Annotated in this window: 4 protein-coding genes; all 4 read right to left on the bottom strand. The window is 39.3% G+C overall.

Annotation, left to right across the window (positions count from 1 at the left end; all coding sequences use genetic code 11):
• Positions 1-137: 137 nt before the first annotated feature.
• Positions 138-374: a hypothetical protein gene (locus AMDU4_RS04495; protein ID WP_021786795.1), complete on the bottom strand. Its 237-nt coding sequence runs from the start codon at positions 372-374 to the stop codon at positions 138-140.
• 220 nt (positions 375-594) lie between these two features.
• Positions 595-1,179: a PH domain-containing protein gene (locus tag AMDU4_RS04490; protein WP_021786794.1), complete on the bottom strand. Its 585-nt coding sequence runs from the start codon at positions 1,177-1,179 to the stop codon at positions 595-597.
• A 490-nt stretch (positions 1,180-1,669) separates the two neighbouring features.
• Positions 1,670-1,897, bottom strand: coding sequence for a hypothetical protein (locus AMDU4_RS04485; RefSeq protein WP_021786793.1), 228 nt, complete (start codon positions 1,895-1,897; stop codon positions 1,670-1,672).
• A 194-nt stretch (positions 1,898-2,091) separates the two neighbouring features.
• Positions 2,092-3,618, bottom strand: a complete 1,527-nt coding sequence (locus tag AMDU4_RS04480) for an IS1634 family transposase (protein WP_290704194.1) — start codon at positions 3,616-3,618, stop codon at positions 2,092-2,094.
• Between the last annotated feature and the right edge of the window lie 94 nt (positions 3,619-3,712).

Here is a 3,712-nt window from a genome sequence, read left to right as displayed (position 1 = left end):
ATAGCATCGGTTTGCATATTTTTATCAATTTATAACAGGTTAGAGGGTTTTTTTTTAACTTCCAGTGAAGCGATCAGATATCCACCCTGCATCTTCTTTATTCTTTCCTCCCCCATGGTGTTGATAGGATTGACGTTTCAGTGGAATATGAGATCCTCATCTATTTTGGAGGAAAGAAACCTGTTCATGTTCGACTGATTCGCATGATCTGATATGATGGAGTTGAGATGGGCTACGCTTCTTTTCTCTGAATTATTCAAGACAGAGATTAGTTCAGAGAAGTGCCTGAACTGTCTGATTTCAGGAAATGCTGATCTGTAATTGATCAAAAGTCCATCAAGAATTTCTCGGTTCTTCACTACTGGGATTTCCATATGTCACACAAACGCACGGCAAATTCTTAACCGTTTCGAATTTCAATATTAAATTGTTAAGTGTGAATATAATTAATGCAAAAGTCTAGTTCATAATGTATCTCGGTGAGTAACAGAAAGTTTTCCTCAGTATGCATACTGGGTCATTCCCGACAAAACAGTCTCAATTCATCCCCCCTCCAAAGATCAGAGCTTTCCTGTTAATTTACTCGTAAATTTATTATTTTAGTGCGTCTTTTAACGTATTAAACTCATCCATTGTTATCTCACCTTTTGCGAGTCTTACCTTAAGTTCGTTCATAGGGTCCCCACCGGACGGTTGTGAATTCTTGTCACCCATAGATTTATTTATCTTATCCTGAATGTATTTTGCACCTTTTTCTGACAGTTCTCTCAATTTACGTCTGAACTCCCAAACCTCCCTTACACCCATTCCCTGAATCAGTAGTTTATCCGATAGTACACCCTGTTGCAACTCCACAGAATTTATCTGATCAAACCGAAAGGTTCTTGTTTCAAAACTAATCAGACCTTTTGAAACCAGTATCAAGCGTTGATTTGTAATTATCAGCCATGGGTGTCCCATCTGATCATTTTGGACATGCCCACTTCTTGCTGAACCAAATGAAAATCCCGGTTTAACTCCTCCAAATCCCCCCTCGGTATGGGATCCAACCACAGATCTCAGCGTAAACTCAATAGTTTCTCCGGGCATAAGTTGCTTGTGCAACCTTACGGATATCCTCTCCGGGAGCGTTGTAAACCTGCTTAATGGCTCGTTTTGTTCGGAATCATCATTTTCCATAATTCTATTATATGATATATATATTTAAATATTCCGTAATATTTTATAGTAATCCCTCATGGATTGATACACACTGGCATACTCTCGACCACAAAAGATTGGAGGTTCTCACTTTTGCTTCGTTTTCGCCTTCATTCCTCACGATACGGACGTTTTCCGAGAACCTATTACTAAGTCCTAAGGTCGCTGCCGATTACAATGGCGCCTCTTTAGGGGTATCAGTGCTCCCTTTGCACACATCCCTGTCTACGTGCAATTAGAATACGCCTTTATCTGTATTATGCCTAACCGGAACACATAAGCGTTCCCAACCTCTTATAGAGGATTTTACAGAAGAAATCTCCATAATGCCATTTTTCAGGACTTATCCGATGGATTACCTTCTGATTTCAGGTTTCACGAAACTATGTAATTATTGTACAATTCATGACCTCCCTCAACGTTGGAGTTTTATTGCTCATAGGATGATTGTAATTATTATCCCATTTTGTTAAACCTTTCTTTTTTTATAATAACGTAGTACCATAATAAAATATAATAATTCGATAAAAGTCACTATTAAAGGAATATTTACGAGTTGTGCATTAACATGGCCTAAATATGCCATATATGCTATATATCCATCAAAAATAGTGATTAATAGCAATGATAATATAAATTTATTAGGAATTTGTTTTTTATGTGCTTTATTTTGAATTTCTAATTTATTTTCATTCATTTTTTACACCTATAGATTTATCGGTTGGCAGTTTACCATATTCGATAGTACAACAACCCAGTAAAGCCGGCAGCTATCATAATAGTAGCAAATGAAAATGCTATAATAGTTTTTCGATCCATAATGAAATTAATACATAAATATATATATAAATTTTGATAGTAATATTGATAAATAACCTGAACTCCTCAGATTTAGGTACATGTTATCGACTGAATGGCCTTCAGGATTTCATTCTGCTGTTTGGTTCTCTCCCTTTCAATCATTTTCCCATCAATCTCCATTATCTGCAGCTTCTCAAGTTCAAGAAATAACTTGTCAAGGGAATATTTCCTGTTCAATCCTGATTCTGTCAACATCCTTCTCATGGACAATCTCACTATCAATGAAAGGTAGAGGATGAAGATAAGCCCCCTTATGGTGGATGGCTTTCTCTCCCTAAGGGGAAATATATCCAGATCTGTTTTCATGATTTCAAATGCTTTCTCAACACGATCCTTGTCACGGTAGAGGTCAAGGCATTCTGAAGGAGTATATTCACCATGGTATACAAGCAGGAAACGCCCCATGCGGTGTTCCCTCTGGGATATGGCATTGTTCCTTGCCTCTGTGTGGTATTTTCCATCCCTTACAGTTGTTCTTATGTACTTCCAATATTCTCCCTCAATGGATCTAATCTGGGCAATCTGTGCATTTTTCTTCTCCCTTGGAATGGTCTTTTCCATCGCATCCATGGCATCCCTGATGTGCCGGTGGAAGTTTGACCTTTCCCCCATTTCCAGATCCAGGTCATGATAGAGGTATCCCTTAAGGGAAAGATCCCCAATGGAGAAATCAACATGCATGGCAAATATGGGCCTGTCATTGTGAATTATTGTGTTGTCTGCAGAATCCAGCCTCTTCATGTTGGAAGAGAACACATGCTTCACCTCCTTCCTGGAGTATGTTGCTGAGATTATGTATCCATGATCCTGGAGGAGCCTGAGGTTGTCCAGTGAAAAGAAGCCGCGGTCAAGGATGATTGCAATCTCCGGTACAAGATTTCTTATCCTTTTCAGCGTTATCTCAAGGGTGGAAACATCCACAATGCTCCCTGGATATATCTCGAATAATACTGGCAGTGACCTTTTCCTCTCCATGACAAGTGAGAGGTTGATTTCCGGAAGATCTGCATGATCCTTTGCATGGCCATACTCGAATATACTGTTAGTAGAATATGATGCAATGGTTGTTATATCATACAGGAGCGAGGATTGTGGTTTCATGAGCGATGAGAATGCAGAGAAAAACCTGTCAGGAATGGCACTGTCCCCAATGTCATTCAGCAGGCGTGATATGTGCTGTGAAGAAACATCGCATGGGTATTCCTTAGAAAGGTAGGTACCATCATACCATGTGCGGACAAGGTCAGCAGGAAGTGACCTTATTGCACGTGCAGCTGTGAATGCAATGATTGCATTTCTGTCCTCTCTGTTGAAGAAAGAATCTAGGGTGCTTTCAATGCCCATCTCCCTTATGATCCTCAAAACCGGTATGAAAGGCCCATAGACAAAAATATTCCTCGGTAAGTGTGTCCTTATCTTCTCTATTCCATTTTCCTTCTGGACTCCAAGGTATTTGCTGTGGTACCTGATCTTCTTTTTCTCCTTGTCCCAGTAAGGAGTCATCTCATAGAGATATTCCCTGCCGTTGATCTCTTTCTTTCTGATGTAGGTGTTCAACTTATACCTAAATAGGTACATAGTATTTACATGTTTCGCTTCAGTAAAACGTGTATTGTCCGATGTCTTCAAATCATTTCTGGTGGACTATGTA

This window comes from Ferroplasma sp. Type II, from assembly GCF_000496155.1.
This window is presented reverse-complemented; position numbering and strand designations above follow the sequence as displayed.